9 protein-coding genes and 9 pseudogenes are annotated in these 17,224 nt (G+C 33.7%); 10 read left to right on the top strand and 8 right to left on the bottom strand.

What is annotated here, in order from left to right; genetic code table 11:
• Positions 1–18: 18 nt before the first annotated feature.
• Positions 19–1,791, top strand: a pseudogene (locus I6L50_RS32025) (DUF4158 domain-containing protein); the annotation flags it as partial.
• A gap of 234 nt (positions 1,792–2,025) precedes the next feature.
• Here the strand turns inward: I6L50_RS32025 and tnpC are convergent.
• Positions 2,026–3,428 (bottom strand): annotated as a pseudogene (tnpC, locus tag I6L50_RS32020) (IS66 family transposase).
• A gap of 167 nt (positions 3,429–3,595) precedes the next feature.
• Here tnpC and I6L50_RS32015 point away from each other — a divergent pair.
• From I6L50_RS32015 to I6L50_RS32005, 3 genes and pseudogenes are all read left to right on the top strand, one after another.
• Positions 3,596–3,931, top strand: a pseudogene (locus I6L50_RS32015) (Rpn family recombination-promoting nuclease/putative transposase); the annotation flags it as partial.
• A gap of 618 nt (positions 3,932–4,549) precedes the next feature.
• Positions 4,550–5,665 carry a response regulator aspartate phosphatase gene (locus I6L50_RS32010; protein ID WP_219304082.1) on the top strand — a complete coding sequence of 372 codons (1,116 nt, stop codon included), beginning with the start codon at positions 4,550–4,552 and terminating at the stop codon, positions 5,663–5,665.
• Entirely contained in the window at positions 5,665–5,850 is a 186-nt protein-coding gene (locus tag I6L50_RS32005; protein WP_219304239.1) for a hypothetical protein, read from the top strand. The genes I6L50_RS32010 and I6L50_RS32005 overlap by 1 nt, the downstream gene beginning before the upstream one ends.
• A 316-nt stretch (positions 5,851–6,166) precedes the next feature.
• Here I6L50_RS32005 and I6L50_RS32000 read toward each other — a convergent pair.
• The 3 genes and pseudogenes from I6L50_RS32000 to I6L50_RS31990 all read right to left on the bottom strand — a co-directional run.
• A pseudogene (locus tag I6L50_RS32000) lies at positions 6,167–6,393 on the bottom strand (transposase); the annotation flags it as partial.
• Between the two features lie 79 nt (positions 6,394–6,472).
• Positions 6,473–6,844, bottom strand: coding sequence for a MerR family transcriptional regulator (locus I6L50_RS31995; protein ID WP_219304081.1), 372 nt, complete (start codon positions 6,842–6,844; stop codon positions 6,473–6,475).
• Positions 6,845–7,329: 485 nt separating this feature from the next.
• On the bottom strand, positions 7,330–7,653 hold the full coding sequence (locus I6L50_RS31990) for a DDE-type integrase/transposase/recombinase (protein ID WP_374108450.1): 324 nt from the start codon (positions 7,651–7,653) through the stop codon (positions 7,330–7,332).
• Between the two features lie 254 nt (positions 7,654–7,907).
• Here I6L50_RS31990 and I6L50_RS31985 point away from each other — a divergent pair, with 254 nt between their 5' ends.
• Complete coding sequence (locus I6L50_RS31985; protein WP_219304079.1) at positions 7,908–8,312, top strand: YobA family protein; 405 nt, start codon at positions 7,908–7,910, stop codon at positions 8,310–8,312.
• Between the two features lie 75 nt (positions 8,313–8,387).
• Here I6L50_RS31985 and I6L50_RS31980 read toward each other — a convergent pair whose 3' ends face one another.
• Positions 8,388–9,392, bottom strand: coding sequence for a helix-turn-helix domain-containing protein (locus I6L50_RS31980; protein ID WP_219304069.1), 1,005 nt, complete (start codon positions 9,390–9,392; stop codon positions 8,388–8,390).
• 403 nt (positions 9,393–9,795) lie between these two features.
• Here I6L50_RS31980 and I6L50_RS31975 point away from each other — a divergent pair, with 403 nt between their 5' ends.
• Entirely contained in the window at positions 9,796–10,974 is a 1,179-nt protein-coding gene (locus I6L50_RS31975) for a tyrosine-type recombinase/integrase (RefSeq protein WP_219304078.1), read from the top strand.
• Between the two features lie 622 nt (positions 10,975–11,596).
• Here I6L50_RS31975 and I6L50_RS31970 read toward each other — a convergent pair.
• Positions 11,597–11,689 (bottom strand): annotated as a pseudogene (locus tag I6L50_RS31970) (ATP-binding protein); the annotation flags it as partial.
• Positions 11,690–11,792: 103 nt separating this feature from the next.
• Between I6L50_RS31970 and I6L50_RS31965 the strand changes: the two are divergent.
• Positions 11,793–12,935, top strand: a pseudogene (locus I6L50_RS31965) (IS4 family transposase); the annotation flags it as partial.
• 56 nt (positions 12,936–12,991) lie between these two features.
• Here the strand turns inward: I6L50_RS31965 and I6L50_RS31960 are convergent.
• A pseudogene (locus I6L50_RS31960) lies at positions 12,992–14,415 on the bottom strand (IS3 family transposase).
• A gap of 57 nt (positions 14,416–14,472) precedes the next feature.
• Between I6L50_RS31960 and I6L50_RS35260 the strand changes: the two are divergent.
• From I6L50_RS35260 to I6L50_RS31950, 3 genes and pseudogenes are all read left to right on the top strand, one after another.
• Positions 14,473–14,814: pseudogene (locus I6L50_RS35260) on the top strand (hypothetical protein); the annotation flags it as partial.
• Between the two features lie 41 nt (positions 14,815–14,855).
• The gene (locus I6L50_RS31955; RefSeq protein ID WP_098630104.1) at positions 14,856–16,067 is read left to right on the top strand and encodes an IS110 family RNA-guided transposase; all 1,212 of its coding nucleotides are present in this window, start codon (positions 14,856–14,858) and stop codon (positions 16,065–16,067) included.
• Between the two features lie 164 nt (positions 16,068–16,231).
• Positions 16,232–16,393: pseudogene (locus I6L50_RS31950) on the top strand (IS4 family transposase); the annotation flags it as partial.
• 222 nt (positions 16,394–16,615) lie between these two features.
• Here the strand turns inward: I6L50_RS31950 and I6L50_RS31945 are convergent.
• Positions 16,616–17,206, bottom strand: coding sequence for a lipoprotein BA_5634 family protein (locus tag I6L50_RS31945; RefSeq protein ID WP_219304076.1), 591 nt, complete (start codon positions 17,204–17,206; stop codon positions 16,616–16,618).
• Positions 17,207–17,224 lie beyond the last annotated feature (18 nt).

Below are 17,224 nucleotides of genomic sequence, written 5' to 3'. Positions count from 1 at the left end.
ATGAGATGAGGGGAAATATTGAAAAAAAGTTGGACTGAAGAAGAATTATTAGAGAACTATATGCTGTTACCAAATGAACGTCATTTAGTATTGAGTAAAAAAACAAACGTTAATCGGCTGGGATTTGCTGTCTTACTAAAATATTTTCAAAAAGAAGCTCGTTTTCCAAGCGAAAAACAAGATATTTCGAAAGATATTGTTCAACATTTAGCACAGCAAATAGATGCGTCACCTGAAGATTTTTTTGAACATTATAGATGGGGCGGAAAAGAAAGAAGTTATACAGATCATCTAAAAACCATTCGTGATTTCTTTAGTTTCAGAGAGCTTGCTTCAAAAGATAATATCCAATTGATACAATGGCTAAAAGAACAAGTACAATTTACACATGATATGGAATATTTATCTGATCAAGCTTATCATTTATTTCGCAAATGGAAAGTAGAATCACCTTCTAAAGGTAGTTTAAAACGAATGATTCATTCCACTCTTGATACGTATGAGAAAGATTTATATTATACAATTTCCGAACAATTATCTGCTGAAACTTGTTGTCGATTAGATGCATTATTAGATGTGCAATCAAATGAAGATTTAGAAATTGTAGACATCATGTATGAAAAAACAAATTCAAATCAGTTATCTTTTCGATATCTGTTATCGTCTGCATGTAAACCGAGTGTAAATACTATGGAAACAGAATTAAAAAAACTGTTAGCCATCCAACAATTAGAAATTCCTCCTAGACTATTTCAACATTTATCTCCAAAATTAGAAAAAAAATATCGTTTTCGCGCAGCAACAGAAACTGTAACGGAATTACGTGCGCATCCGGCCCACATTCGTTATACATTATTAGCTATCTTGTTTTCACATCAATATGGGAAAGTCATTGATTCTTTAGCAGATTTATTAGATGAAATTACACTAAAAATTAAAAATAGAGCTAAAAATACAACTCGGAAAGAAGCCATTGCAGAATTGGAACGAGTAAAAGGGAAAAATAAACATATTATAAGCTTATTAACAGCAACTGTAGAACAGCCCGAAGGGATTATTCAAGATACCTTATTCCCAATTGTTAGCGCTAACACAATTCAAGATATAATAAAAGAGATGACAAAAAATAATCGTGAATATGAAGAAAAAATTTATACTAGGATGCATGCTTCTTATGGCGGACACTATCGACGGACATTTATTGATATTTTGATGAATTTTACCTTTCGGTCTAATAACCAATTACATCAGCCTGTAATTAAAGCTATCCAACTTATCCGAGAATATAAAGAAAGTGGCCAACGTTATTTTGCAATTGAAGATACTGTTCCAATTGAGGGTGTCATTCAACCTAAATGGAAAAATATTATTATCGAAGCGGATAGTCAGGAAGTTGAAAGAGTCAATCGAATTAACTATGAAATTGCAGTAATTCAATCTCTTCGTACGCAACTTCGGTGTAAAGAAATTTGGATTGAAGGAGCAAATCGATATCGTAACCCAGATGAAGATCTTCCACAAGATTTTGAAGAAAATAAGGAAGAATATTTTGAAGCATTAAAGATACCACTTGATGTGAAGCCTTTTATTGAAAATATAAAGCAGTTAATGAAAGAAAAATTACAAATGCTTCATCAAGGGTTAGAGAGTCAAAGCAATAAAAAAATAGTGATTACTACCAAAAGTAATAAAGGATGGATCCAAGTTACTCCCCTTGATAAGCAACTGGAACCTCCACTTGTACCAACTATTAAACAAGAAGTTAAAAATAGGTGGAATGATATTAATTTATTTGTCACCTATCCTATGGCCCCAATGTAAAGGGATTCAAGTAAAAAAATTGTTGGTATGTTATTGTACATCCACACTCATATGATGTTTAGCATTGTACGACATATAAGAATAAGAGTAACTACTCAGCTTAGTTAGGAAAAAGGCATACCAAATAAATGTTTTCCATTCGAAAACATGAAAAAGAAAATACTCTAATAAGAGAAATAAGCTAGATCAAATAGAGAATTTCTCTTATGAAATTGTGCAATTCCAAGGAACCGTTCCGGTTTCTATAACCTGGCCTATCGCTTGTAAGACAGATTGTTTTTGTTTTTTCATGGTACTCATAAAGCTGTGTATCTGACAAAAAGATTCTGCGCCTTTCTTACTTCGGAAAGTCCCAGACACTTTTTGCTTTACTTTCGTCATTCGAATATCCCGTTCCGCTTGATTGTTGTCAAATGGAATGTCTGGCTGTTCTAAGAATGCTAGAATTCTATCAGCATATTTGACGAAGCGATTCCATAAATTTTGAGCAGGCGTCTGCTTTCTTTTCTTTTTTAATTCTGCAGAAAAGACTGGTTGTTCTTTCAATATGGATTGATAGACAGTAAATAGATTCTGTTGTTCCGCTTTTGGCAGGCTTCCTGTGAATTGCTTTTTCAGCGTTAAGGCTTGCGTTAGAAATTTCTGCATCTGTTGTGCCCATTTTTGTCCGGTACTATCTATAATTCCTTGCAAATCTCGTAAGAGATGGGCATTACATAATACATGACGAAAATCTGTATACGCATCATACGATTTTCAACCATCATGCATCGCAATTCCAGAAAAAGACGGCAAAATTCCTCCCGCATCCATTGCTTCTTTTCCACGTTTTTCATGAATATGTTGCAATGTCACCTCCGGTGTACTGGCAGTATGTAACCATTGTGTTTTTTTTTCTACACGCATACCAGTTTCATCAAAATGGACAACAGGAGACTGCAGAATCTTTTCCTTTACTTCTTTTATGAATGGCTGCAATTGAAAAGAGAAAGCCTGTGTATGATTTACCAGGGTTCCTTCGCTTATAGAATGTCCAAAACAGTCCTGAAAGAATTCTTTTGTTGGCTTCAAAGAAAGGCATTGATAATGCGTCAAATAGGGAATCAGTCTTTTTATATTTGGACCATATTGAACGGGACGAGATACTGTCGAAGGAAATTGGGCTTCTTGGATAGAATGGCAATATGGGCATTCTTTCTGTTCTACTTTATGTTCTGTCACTTCGATCTGAATAGGTGGTAAGTCATACACTTGGCGAATGCGATACCCTTTTACAGGCTCGTGTTTCAAGGAAGTATGACAACAAGTACAATATGTAGGAGAATGTGTAATCGTATAATCTGGAGTCGCTGTCAAACCAAGAGTATGTCCCTTGTGGCCAAACTGGCCACCCGTTTGACGATGAGGCGGTTTGCGCAAACTTTTTGTAACGGGCTTACCCAAACCATCTGTAGAAGGTGGCTTATGACTATTTTGGGAGTTTTTTTTGAAGCATTTTTTAGTTCTTGTATACGTTTCTCTAATCTAGAAAATGTTTCTTCAAATAAAGAAATAACAGCTTCAGGTCCTTTTTTATATGTATCTAAAATAATTTTTCGATCGACCATAATATTCACCTCCCCTGTTTGATATACTCAGTATTTACAAATGGGAGGCATATGAAACTAGTAAAATTAAAAAAAGACACCGAAAGGTGGCTGAGTAGTTACAATAATACATTGAAATCACTCCTATTAAAAATTTAGATAGTGTCTCCCTCTATTCTCCAATACGAACACAAAGGTTCAAGGCGATTGCATTGGAACAAGATGAAACGTTGCAAAAGGCGATTCAAAAATGGGACAATATGAGCCATAATCAGCAATTTCGTAGAGAGTATGAAGCACGGGAGAAGGCATTATTAGATGAGAAGGCTGCCGTTGCGCATGCGGAGAAAAAAGGATTGGAACAAGGAAGAGAAGAAGGGATTCAAGAGGGAATTGAACAAGGGATTGAACAAGGAAAAGTACAATTGATCCGTGGTATGCATAAAAACGGAATGGACATAGAAGACATTGCAAAATTTACAAATATGGATGCATTGAAAATACGCCGTATTTTGGGGCAATAACGGAGAGGCATTTCATGTAATGGGGTTCCTCTCTATTATTGTTTGATTGTTCAGAAATTTCAATATTAAACATAGTATAATTAAGAGGATATTATGACTAGTATGAGGCATATACCCTCTTTTTTTTATACATTTTAGAATTCATAACTAGATATATAAGTTAGAGTATAATAGGCATATAAAAAGAATGTATATTTATTTTTTGTTAGAAAATAGGCCCCCGCAGCAAGGGGATTACGACTAATGTATTAGATTTTGTGTTGTACCTGGATCAAGATCATTTTCAAACGACAGGTATTTTATGAAGTGTGGAAAAAATCACCTATCTGTGATGGTATAGAAATCCATTATATTGAATTACCCAAACTGATTTCTTAGTGGCGTGATGCTCGTATTGTCAGAAAATTGGAATGGCACCGCAAGATATTGCAATTTATTTTTACACAAACGTGAAGTTCAAACGATATTTTAAGTATATGGATATTCGACATAAATTGAGTGTTTTTTCTGAATTTTCTTGAAAAAATTATCGAATCATTCTATTATTTCTCCAATTTTGCTATGATAATAACAGTTACATGGCGTTTAAGATATTTATATAGGACGGAGGGATATAAAATGAGTGTTTCAGTAAAAACAAATGAGCAATTAACCTCTCTATTGAACGAATGGTACCAATCTATGCTATCGCAACAAGTTTTAAAAGCTACAAATTTAAAAAAGAAAATCGATAAAAAAATTAGTACGTTAAGTACTGAACGGAATCAGTACCGTCAAGATCAAAATTTGTTATTGTATTACTCACTACTTGAGTTTCGTTACACTGTCTTAACAGATGGTCTTAGCATTCAACCAAATAGTCTTGATAGTCTTGACGAGTATGATATGCCTACAGACCAATTTCTCCACTTCTATTATCATTTTTTTAAAGCGATTCATGCCACTTTTACTACGAATTATACTAAGGCGATTGAATATTATAAACAGGCGGAAAAGATATTAATCGATATACCGGATGAAATTGAACATGCTGAATTCTACTATAGAATTGCTACTTTTTATCATCATACGTATAATATACTTGCTTCGATCGAATACGCAAATAAATCAAAGAAAATCTTTTCGAAGCATGAAGGTTATGAAATAAAAACCGCTTTTTGTAATAGTTTGCTCGGTGGTTGCTGTATTTATGTAAAACAGTATGAACAAGCAGAAGTATATCTAAACGCTGCAATTGATTTACTAAAAGAAAATCATGCAGAAGATTCCTTATTACATGTAAGAAATACCATAGGGTGGCTATATTCTGATCAAAATAAGTCCACTTTAGCTATTCGCCAGCTTTCAGAAGTGACTGCTAAAGTACCTACGCATTTTAAGGCTATCTTTCTACAAGCTAAGGAACATTATAAATTAGGCGAACAATCCGCAGCCAGCCCACTCATCGATAAAGGATTACAAATTTGCAAAAAAATTAATAATGAGGAATATACGCACCACTTCTCTATTTTGAATAGTTTAAACAAAAATATTTCCTTAGAAGAATTAGAAAAAATTATTCAAGAGGGACTCATATACTTCGAGAAAAAAGAGTTGTGGGATTATGTTGTAGAATATGCTGAATTATTTGCTACATTATGTAGACAATTAGGAGATTACAAAAAGGTAAGCGATTATTTTCATATTTGTTATCAAGCGAAACGAAAAATACTAAAAAAAGGAGCATTAAAATAATGAAAAAATGCAAAGTTGTATTATCCAGAATAGCTTTTATTGGAATGATAACTATCGGAATGACACAGTTCTCACAAACGGATCAACTTGCTACTCACGGACACTACCCTATCCCTGAAAAAAATAATCTTCTTACTTCTGTATATGGTGCTGGTGACTATAATGGTGCACCACAGCAAGGATAATTATAAATGGTGTTGCCATACCCCTTCTTTTTGGATCCACTTATAAAAGTGGTCTTTTTTTGATGCTTTTTTACTATACCGAACACGATAAAATAAGACCTGCGGTAGTATGTCAACTGAAAAACCAAAGAATTTTTAGTTATCAAAGGCCTATTTGCTGACAAAAGACACCGCGAAACTAAACCAGAAATATATGTAATTTACTAGGGAGATATTGAAAGACCAACTATGAAAAGTCAAGGATGAAATACAGAATCAATAATGGAAGTGCTCGTTGAAAAAGCGTGGATTATATGAATGATAAACCAACAATCTAACCTAAGTCTCGAATACATAAATGATCGCTGTTACTGTCGGAACACACATAGAACCGTCAGTTAAATCATGTTGTTTACCGGGACCTATATGAATATGTAGGAACGTTCCACTTAATAAATCATACTCAAGTTGAACCTTTCTCCCCGCTGTATGGCTGCATCCTCTTGCACCTGGATAAACAAATGAAAACGAATCTGGGAGTTGAAATGCGGTGGAATCTAAAATAGGGTGTGTCTATAATGGAAAGAAAAATTTCAGAAATAGAATTGAGCGATTTCTATTTCCGGAATTTTCAAATGCTCATCTATTGTTTCTGTACTAGCGTTTCCAATACCTCATATAGAGTTAATTGATAGTTGATTTTTTTAAAATAGCTGTATCTTTCTATTATTTCATCTTCTATATGTTTTTTATGACTTACTATGAGTTGTTTGCGTTCCTGAATGGTATGAGTTCCTTGCTGATATAATTCTACATATTTCTTGATTTGGCTAATTGACATACCTATTGAACGTAATACTAAGATATACTTTATCCATTCCACATTTTCATCATTATAGAGGCGACTCCCATGACAATCGCGCTTCACGAAAGGAAGTAGCCCTTCTTTTTCATAATAACGTAAAGTCGCTTTAGAAAGACCCGTTTTCACACTTATATCTCCAATTGTATACATTCTGTTGACACTCCTATTTCAACATCTTTTTTATAAAATAAAACGAATGCGTCCCTATGTTGCTATTCGATTGGATAATTCCGACATTTTAAAGCACAGTGTATGGTACCATTATGGTTGTCTGTATTCTATAATTTTTCGCATGTATCAACAGAGCACAAGCGTTATCAATTATCGTCTCGTCAACGTGTTTTTCTCATCATTGTATGAATACGTATACGATTCCACGGTGATATATTCCTCAAAGTAACACGTATAACGTATCATTCTGCATATGGTTATCCTATTTTGAACGTTTTTTAAGAATCCGCCTAATCTTATCTTTGTTCACGTAGGACCAACAGGGAATATAACTCCTACATGTTAAAATAGCACGATTCTATATTTGAAATTCTTTATGTGAGAGTATTTCATTCTAAAACCAAATTTTGATAATAAACGAAATATTCCGCTGTACCTCCTTTGTGAAAGTGATGAAATAAAAATCAACAAAAACATTTATTCTTACTATTCAAATAATTTTTTCTCAAATTGATTATAACGAATACGATTTGTCGTGGTACCACATTGTGAATGTTTTTCAAATTTGATGGTATTTTTGAGGAAACCGTATTTTTTAAATTTGTTACATGTGCAAAGTAACGCTGGAGCTTTGTCCGTTGTGAGAACCATTGGTTCTCACAACGTTTTATAAGGCTTTTCATACAATCATAAGTAGCCTGTTGATTTCGCCTTTTACAAAGTTGAATATCCAATGTATGTTCTTTTTTATCAATCGTACCATACAGGTAACACCCATCTCCCTTCACGTTGATATACGTCACATCAAATTGCAATCTTCATATACCTACTGCAGGATGGTTGTAGGATATTTCTTACTTGTATCTATCTTGCCTTTTCATTATCTGACTCGTTGTACGGTTCAAATTAAAATGTATATGCATTAGATTTAAAGGAATTTTCCGGAAAATATTTATCAATCTACAACGCGTAGACACTACAGGTTTTATTCCCTAGAATATGTTATGTACAGAATAAATCAATTACAAAGGGGATATTTATTATGTTTACAACGAAACAAAAACTAATTACCGTAGCAACTACGCTAGCATTAGGATGCGGATTTACTGTTAGTTCTGCACCTGCTTTTGCAGATGTAAACAACAATTCTATGAAAACTATTTCCGTTAAGGAGGAACAAGTACGAGCGCAGGTTCCTTTTACTGGGTATGTAATCGAAAGCGCTGACAATTATGTAGTCGTTGCTAATACTGCTACAAAGGAAGAAGCTCTTTCTTATCAAAAGGATTGGTGGGAATTAGTTTCTCAAAATAAAATTTTAAGAGTTCCTATCTCTACTAGTGATCATTATTTAGTGGGCGACAAATTAAATGTATTTTCAGCAGGATGGACGTTCTCACTGCCACCAATTGCTATTATGCCTACTATTGAAAAAATAGTTGAGTAAATAATTATATGGAATAGAAGAAAAGACATCGTTCCATAATTTTTATTCGCATATATAAATTTAAGTATGGTGAATTTATAAAGAGGAATCAACTTTTTCAATATAAGATTTTACAGCTTGCAATAAGAATTCTTCTTGCCCTATACCAGCATCCACTGCCATTTTTACTACTTTTTGCTTGAATTCATGATCTGCATGAAAAGTTAATGTCTCTACATTACTTTTAAAGTAAATGCCTTCTATATGTGGAAGTATCGTGCCTGATTTCATATGAGAATGTAAGTATTTAATCTCTTCTTGAAACTGTAATGGATCAACTTGTAATACGAAAGGTTTAATTTCTAATTTAATAGTATCAGATGAAATACTCAATCGCATATTTGTGACACCTAGCTCTTTATAAAATAAGTTTATTAGATTATAAGTGATGGAATTAAATAGCTGAGGTTTTTTAAATGAAAAAGATAAATACCCTCGTTTTGTAATTACAGCTTGTTTATGGAAAGGTTCAAAGGAGTAATCATATTCCTTATAAGTGGATAGAGGGAAAATTTCTTCGTCTTCTGTAAGAATCTTGCCGCCTGCTCCATTGATCTCTATTACTCTAGCTGTTTTTCCGGTATGTTGATGTGTTAATAATTGATATAAATATATATCTTCTTCTTGAATTTTAGTAATGAATGTTTTTCGCTCTTTTGATGTAGTTTTTTCATAAGTAAGTTGAAAAGCTTCAAGGTCATCTTTATCAACGATATATACTTCTTTTCCGCGTTTTTCAAGCTTTGAAGCAGGTAATTTTCCAGATTTAATATATGTAAAGACAGTAGATGGTGCTACATTAAGAATTTCAGCCGCTTCTTTTGTGCTATAACCCTCAACCTCTTCAATATTTTTTAAACGTTCAATATCCTCTAAATAGAAAATTTTACTACCAAATTGTTTCCAATTATCTTTATATACACATTCTATTAATCCATCTTTTTCTTTCTTTAAAATTGTTTGTACCGTTACTCCTAATAAGTCGGCTGCCTCTTTTGTCGTTACAGTAGGTTTTGTAATGAACAATAAATCTTGTGTCATAAAAGGACACCTCCATAACTATTGTTTACTAATATTTTAGATATGTATATATCATATCAGAATCTGAATTGTATTTAAAATGATAAATAGTTTTTATAAAATGTTTTATAAAGTTTTATATTTTAAAAACAATTAAACTTTATTTTATATTTTAATGTATTTTAACGGTAATCTTAAACACGAAAGTACTATAAAAATTAAATTATCCATTATTAAATAATATCTATTTACTAATAAATTATAAAAAAATATAAGTATAAGTAACTAGAGAAGAATATAAGATTCTTACAGAAAGAATATGAATTATCATTTGTATAATAGATAGAAGTGAAATAAAATGATAAGTATAGTTAATAAAGAGAATTATATTCATAATCTTCAATAGGAGAGGTGAGTTTGAAATATGGATAATAAAAGTGGAATAGAAAACTTACCTATTATAAATAATCAAAGTAAATATATAGATATATATTTAGAGAATATGAGATATATCGTTCCATACCTGCATAAAAATCGTTATGTAGATAAAGTGGAAGAGAAGATGGAGGTTGCAGAAAAAGAGGGAAAGAGTAAATATACGTATTTAAGTGATCTGGAAGTCATTTATCATTTCGTACATTTACAAAAAGATATGGATGAGAAGAAGAATAGAAAAGAGGATACGAAAAAGAGTTATATATCTGAAATTTTGTCATTTTGTCAGTGCATGGTGCAGCATGCAGAAGAATTCGAATTGAATGGGGAGGAGGTACAGCAAAATGACTCGTTATTGAAAACATTACAGCCTTGGCATATTCGTAAATATAATGCTTGGTTGAAGCAGGTAGAGAGCGGTAGGAACGGGGATACGTACGCGGTCGCAACACTTGCAAAGAAAACAGTACTCATTCGTTCTTTTCTAAAACACCTTCATGTATTTGCTTATATTGAAAAACCTCTTCATGAAGAACTGCAGCGTGCGAATGTAAATGAACATGATCGGCCGAATCGGGACCTATCCTATGAGGAAGTTATGAAAATTTTAGGGTTTTATAAAGAACAAGGTCATTTAGTAAACTATACAATTTTACTAGCTCTGGCAAGTACCGGTGCAAGAATTCAAGAATTATGTACAACAAGGGTAAAAGACTTACATTATGACGGAAAGCACTGGTTAAAAGTTATAGGTAAAGGAAATAAAGTACGTGAACTTTTCATTTCGGAACATTTATATGAGTGTATTTGTGAAATGAGACGAAGAAGAGGGTTCGAAACAATATTGAATCGAGGAGATGAAAGTCCTTTATTTGTAAATCAAAGAGGGAACTTTTATAATTCAAAAACGTTATCGAACCAGATAACGGATATGATAAAAAAGACCAATTTAGAATTTCTGCAGTATCGTGAAAACCCAGTAACGGCGCATACATTCCGTCATGCATTTGCAATCATGGCAGTTGAACAAGGAAACGCGGATCTTTATCATTTAATGCAAACGCTGGGTCACAAAAATATCCAAACAACAAAAATCTATTTAGAGAAGCATATGAAACGTAAGAATAATGTGGGTACTTCATTTGCGGATATGTTGGGAGCGGAGTAGAAGAAGAGAAGGGAAGAGCCCGTTTCTTTATTGTATATTTTTTATATGATAAAAAGAGGGATCACCTTTGGTTCACGTCACCTCGATATATTCTTTTCGGGCAACTCGCATGGGGAATATTGTAATACTTTCGAATGATTAGGGATACCTATCGTATATCCTAGTCTTTGTTTTACATATATTGAGAAAAAACAATTGACTACGGTAGAACAACTAGGTGAAAAAGCTTCCCGCATCATCTTCGTCCTATTTTTACATGTGTTGGCATGGCTTACCTCTAGGTATGGATGTTGGTGAAGGATGAAAATTCCATTTTTCACAAACCTTCTCATTTGGTTTCTGATACAATATATACAGAAACGCCCTTATATTCTACTCGCCGTCATGATTTTTCATTGCGACCAATTCTCCTGTATATTTACGACAGGTGCAGCCCTCACGTATCTTATTATTTCTCAGTAGGTTGTTTATCAACAAAAATGTTTTTTGGTACAAAGTTTGAAAAAACACAAGCTCTTTTCCAAAATATACGTATAGTTTAAGTGGTCCTGAATCATTTCTATCATTCCTGTAAATGTCAAGATGATCATGTACATTTTCACTTGTTTAAGCATGTACAAGTTTAATCGTTTTCTTTACTGAAATGATCTTTAATTCGATATGATTGTCCTACAATGCTAACAACGGTAGCGTGATGTAATACACGATCTAGTAGGGGTCACCATACATGCCCATCAACTTAAGCCTTTTTACTACCCCCAAGTACAAAAAAACGTTATTCTTTCTTAATAAACTATAAGGAAGGGTGACGTTTTTTTATGAATCTCTCGATTCAAGAGGAGTTACAACCATTTGCAGAAGAATTACAGCGCTATATCACACCTGATTTTTTGGAAGAACTCGCAAGAGAGATGAAATTTGTAAAGAGAAAGCGCAAATTTTCGGGGGCAGATTTAGCTACCATTTGTATTTGGATTAGCCAAAGGGTGGCCAGTGATCCTTTAGTTTTAGTACGATTATGTAGTAGGCTTCACGCAGTTACAGGTACTGCACTTAGTCCGGAGGGCTTAAATAAACGATTTAATGAAAAATCAGTGTTATTTTTAAAACATATCTTTTCTTTGTTGTTACAACAAAAAGTCTGCGAGCAAACGCACATTTCTAGCCAACTTTATACTCATTTTAAACGTATTCGTATCATGGATGCCACCATGTTTCAGGTACCTAATACGTTGGAACATATATATCCTGGTTCAGGTGGTTGTGCGCAAACAGCTGGGATCAAAATTCAATTAGAATATGACTTACATAGTGGCCAATTTCTCAATTTTCAAGTGGGACCTGGAAAAAATAATGATAAAACATTTGGAACAGAATGTTTAGATACGTTACGACCAGGCGATTTATGTATTCGTGATTTAGGGTATTTCTCATTAGAAGATTTAGACCAAATGGATCAACGGGGGACATATTATATTTCGAGGTTAAAGTTAAATACGAACGTATATGTAAAAAATCCAAGTCCGGAGTATTTTAAAAATGGTACCATTAAAAAGCAATCAGAATACATACAAATCAATGTCATGCAAATTTTGAATCAACTCCAACCAGGTGAAACAATAGAATACCAGCAAGCTTATATTGGAGATAAACAGCAGTTATTTTCACGTCTCGTTTTTCATCGTTTAACAGCAGCACAATTACAAAAACGCTTGAAAAAAATTGCAGAAAAAGAAAAGTTGAAACATAGAACCTATTCAGAGAAAAGTAAATTAGTAGCAGGATTAAATGTATATGTGACAAATGCACCTTGGGAATAGGTTCCGATGGAACAAGTACATGAATTGTATACATTACGCTGGCAGATAGAAATTGTTTTTAAAACGTGGAAATCATTGTTTGATATAGATCATTGTCGCACTGTCAAACGAGAAAGAATAGAGTGCCACTTATATGGAAAATGTAGTGACCCCAAAAAGTTAGACTTTTAATAGGGCGAATTTTTCCGCTCTATTTTTTATGCAGTAAATTGATGTTTTCTAAATTCTACTGGGCTTTTCCAACCAAGTTTTTCCTTCATGCGCTCATGGTTGTAGTAATAAATATACTGGTCAATCGTTTGCTTCAATTCTTGAAAGCTGTGATAAATATGACCGTGATAGATTTCCTGTTTAAGAAGGCTAAAGAAGTTCTCCATTGGAGAATTATCCAGACAATTTCCCTTACGGGACATACTCTGGAAAATCTTATTTGCTTCTAGTTTGATTCGATAGGCATTCATTTGATAAGCCCACCCTTGATCAGAATGAAATGTTCTTCGGTAAGGGCAATTATTAGTTACACCGATTGCTTCCTCAAGAGCTTCCATGATAGCTTGTGCATTCGGACGTTCAGAGACGCGGTAGGAGACGATTTCACTATTGTATAGATCCATAAAAGGATCGAGATATAATTTCTTTTGACGGATAATCCCATCACTATCTGTCTCAAAATATTTGAATTCGGTCGTATCTGTTGTAATCTTTTGATGCATTACACTTGTACAGAAACGGCGATGTACCAAATTTTTTGCGATATTTCCGATCGTTCCTTTATAAGAATTATATTTGCGAGACTTACGAGTAAAGGAGCGAACTTGAAGAGTCAACTTTTGTATCAAACGCTGGACTTTCTTTTTGTTCACAAGGAACCCGCGGTTCCTTAACTCTTGAGTCATTCGACGATATCCATAATCTTTATGTTTTTCACGAATCTTCTTCAACTCATCTTCTATGGTTTGGTTAGAATTAGCACGATAAAGGCGTTTTTGCCAGTACATATACGTAGACTTCGGAAACATTAGCACCTCAAGAAGCTCAGTTAATTTGAATGATCCTCGGAGGCTGGAAATGATTCTTGTGATTGTTTCGTTCGTTTTTGAGCTTCCTGCTTTCTCAGCTTCCTCAATTCTTTTAAAAAGGCATTTTGGATTTGTAGAGTTCTGACTTGTTTTTCTAATTCTTTGATACGTTCTTTATCAGTATTCTGACTTTTATTTATAGAATCTTTATTACCCGTTTTATTGGCTTTCTTTATAGACATTTTAGTTGGATGCCCCTTCGGTTTGGAGAGTCCTTCAATGCCATTCTCCCCAAATTTCCTTATCCAAGAAGCAATCATAGGAGAATTGGTTATTCCGAGTACGTTGGCAACTTCACGATAGGACATCTCGCTTGTTTGATATAACTCTATCGCATCCAGCTTGAATTGAACAGAATAATTCTTATTTTGTCTGTTTCGCAAAAGTCCTTCTACTCCGAATTCTTGATAATTATTTATCCATCTTTGAATTTGCGAGTAACTTTTAATGCCGTGTTTCTTCGCTAAAAAGCTCACACCACCTTTGCCATCGAGATATTCATGAATTACGTTCATTTTGAGCTTAAAACTATATTTCGTCATGAAAAAACCGACCTCAAAAAGTTAGATTTTTTGGTCTAACTTTTGGGGGTCGGTACAAAACTAATTGCTATTTTTTTATGTTCTTCTACTATATTTAAAATGCGCCAACTTTTGTTACAGAAGAAGCAAATAGAATTAAGTGAATATAAAGCGATTGGAATGATTCAAGATCACCTATTTCTCCTCTATCAAGCCATACAAAACATACTAAGATTAGTAGTGCAGACCAAGGCATTGGTTCGCACTACTATTTTTTATATAGTAGAAGTGAAGAGGAGGTCGTGGGTGTTTTGGGATCTTGAATCCGTATACAAAACTGACCTTCTTCACTTACCTTATTTGAATCAGTTTTTAGTATGTTGGTCTTCGAGATCGTGTATAAGAAATGAGAATCGATAAGTGTAAGTTGAAGACTTCAATTCCACCTGAGGAGGCGCTATATGAAACAAGTTATTGCATTTGATGTCAGTATGGGTAAAAGTTATATGGTAATTTATAATGCACAAAAACAATGCGTATTCGAAAGTGAAATCAAGCATTCTAAGCCTGATTTTAAAAAGCTACAAGAAAAGATACATAAGCTTACAGATGAAACCGGCGAATCACCTGAAATTGTGTTCGAAGCAACAGGGATCTATTCCAGACAGCTAGAACGATTTATGCAAAATAACCAGTATACATATTGTTTATTAAACCCATTAGAAGCCAAAATACAATGTGATTCCTTGCGGATTCATAAGACAGACCGAAGCGACGCACACCGATTAGCTCTCACTCATTTTACAGTTACCCGAAGGGTATCTACCGGAACTGATAATTTATTCTATCAGTTAAAATCTCTTTCTAGATTATATAGTGAACTGGATGATGAATTATCAATAATTCGCGGCCGTATGCATAAAGTAATCCAATTAACATTTCCAGAATTGGAAAGAATATTTACTAGTAAATCTGATTTGTTTTTAAATTTTGTTCAACTATTTCCCCACCCAGATTGTGTTTTAGGTCTTTCTAAAACCATTATAAAAAATCGTATTCGTGCCAACACCAATAAAAAAATATCAAATATTACGGCGGAGAAAAAAGCGATTCAGATACTTGAAATAGCGAAAATTTGCTATCCTGCGGTTTCTCAGAACGATGTTCTGTGTGACCAGCTCAAATTATACGCAAGGCGCTATCAAGAGCTTCTTCACCAAAAAGAAAGCTGTATTAGCAAGATGGTGTATGTAGCTGAGCAACGCGCAGAATACGATATCATTCGCAGTCTCCCTGGGATTGGACCGAATACTGCCGTACGCTTGATGGCTGAAATAGGAGATATTACTCGTTTTAACAATAACAAGCAACTCAATGCATTTGCTGGTATTGATATACGCCGTTTTCAATCAGGTAAAACCTTTTTTAAAGATAAAATCAATAAACGTGGAAATAAACATTTGAGGAAGCTCCTTTTCCTCATCATCCAGAACATGATTAAACAACGACGTTACGGACAAAATCATATTGTTGAGTATTACGATAAATTAAAAACGCAACCTTATAACAAGTGTCATAAAGTTGCGTCCATTGCATGTGTAAATAAATTATTGAAGCTTCTCTTCTATCTCATTACACATAATATGCACTATGATTATCGGTTAGCCGCCTAAAACCATAGTTTCATCCATCGTACCATATCTTCCCCCTAGTAAAAAATGGACACATATTAGGGGTATTTGGCTTGCATTCTAATTGGCTTAAAATCTCTGGCATTTAATCAATTATAACTCTAAAAAACAGTTGACTAATCGTAAGAAAACAGTTGACTAATCGTAAGAAAAACACCCAAGAGATAACAAAGCTTCTAATTCGTCTGTTCCACCTTCTACAACAAAACGGACGGAAATCTCATCGATACGAGAAGAAAACGGTCTTTGATATCATGGGTGTTCATTATGAGTATAGTATAGCTAGGGAACAAAAGAAAGCTGCATAGTTTTAAAAATAAAACTCGTTAGAGTTTATTTAGTATGCGTACTTTTAGGAATAATCAATATGATGAACAATTAGTAGCTGTTTTGAAGGGAATTTCATTTTATTTGTTCTCTTAAGTTGATGGGCATGGGGTCACCATATCATTTCGGGAAAACTGTACGTTTAGACACAATTTGGACACAAAACAACCGATTCCCTATACTTTAAGGAATCGGTTTATTTTTTATTGTTTAATAATTGAAATCGGCATTGAAAGTTTAACATCACTTACCATATTTTTAACTAATTTTTCAAATTCATTTGCATTCTGTGCTTCCTCGACATCATCAGAACCAAACGGTTTATTTTCTCCATAAGTTTTATTCAATTCTACTATACTCATATCAATTTCTGTCGCAGGGATTTTCTGGAATGCAGTGTTGTCTACAATTACTATAATTTTATCAAATTCACCTCGCATATGCCCAAACCATGTATCACTATCATATTTTACGTTTACTTTAGTACCATTTAAAACCACAGTTTTTACATCTTTCTTGTCTTTATTGGCAAATAAAATTCCTTCTTCTTTTCCACTAGCAGGTAAAGAAAATAGCGGGGCGCTACTTATCATATCATCACTATTATCTCTTTTTCTTAAAATACCACTATTCATCACTTTTTTTGCAGTTTCTTTATCCATGATAAATGCTTGTTCGCCATCATATTCCACTTGCTTTATTTTATAAAACGCTGTAGACTTAACCTCTTTTTTATATTCAGTTTCTATTTTTTTTAATGTCTGTTCTTCACCTAGTAACATCAGCCCATTCACTGGCTCTTTGTTTCCTCC

Origin of the sequence: Bacillus sp. FDAARGOS_1420 (assembly GCF_019344915.1) — a bacterium.
GTDB lineage: Bacteria > Bacillota > Bacilli > Bacillales > Bacillaceae_G > Bacillus_A > Bacillus_A mycoides.
The sequence above is the reverse complement of the archived record's forward strand: the minus strand, read 5'-3'. Positions and strand labels throughout refer to the sequence as shown.